This is a genomic window from Mesorhizobium sp. M0898 (genome assembly GCF_040319695.1).
Lineage (GTDB): Bacteria > Pseudomonadota > Alphaproteobacteria > Rhizobiales > Rhizobiaceae > Mesorhizobium.
In genome coordinates this window covers 1-643 of sequence record NZ_JAMYOE010000156.1, presented here as the reverse complement: position 1 = coordinate 643, position 643 = coordinate 1, and the positions used below count along the sequence as shown (strand labels likewise).

The following is a 643-nucleotide window of genomic DNA, read 5'->3' as shown; positions in this document are numbered from 1 at the left end:
GCTCTCGGCCGCTGCTGCGCGCCACCACCTGACCCCAGGCCAGATGGCAAAGGCTGGCCAGGCTCACCCCCAGCCGCCGCGCCTGGGCCCGCAGCCGATCGTTGAGCGCCTGCGGCAGCATCCGATGCGCCTCGCCAACCCCGCTGCCGTCGCCATGCACTTGGCTTAGCCCGAACGGCAGCGTCGGCTCGTCGATGTCCGCCAGCTGTTCCTGGAAGAACTCCTCATGCGCCTTGGCATCGCCCCCCAGGCGCGCCTGCGCCACCAGATTGCGGAACGGCTGCGGCGCGGCAAGCTCATGCGCGCGTCTCTCCAGCACGGCCCGCACCTCGGCATGCATGATCTCCAGCGTCGTGTGATCGCCGATCAGATGGTGCAGCAGCTCCAACAGCAGCCAGCGCCCGCTGCCGGGCTCGCGCGCGATCACGACGCGCATCAAGGGCGCCCGGCCAAGGTCGATGCGGTACTGGCGCGGATCGAACCGCCGCTTCAGCTGCTCGGAACCGGGACCGTCACACGCATCCAGCTCGACCTCGGTCACCTCCAGCGGCGCACGCTGCCACACCACCTGGGCCGGGCTCGACAGCCCCTCCCAGACAAAGGCCGTACGCAAAATGTCGTGTCGGTCCACCACCTGCTGAAC

Annotated in this window: 1 protein-coding gene; it reads right to left on the bottom strand. The window is 69.5% G+C overall.

All coding sequences use genetic code 11. The features are described from left to right. Window positions 1-643 (bottom strand): condensation domain-containing protein (locus NKH90_RS34690; RefSeq protein ID WP_352823838.1); only part of this gene is annotated, 643 nt, incomplete at both ends.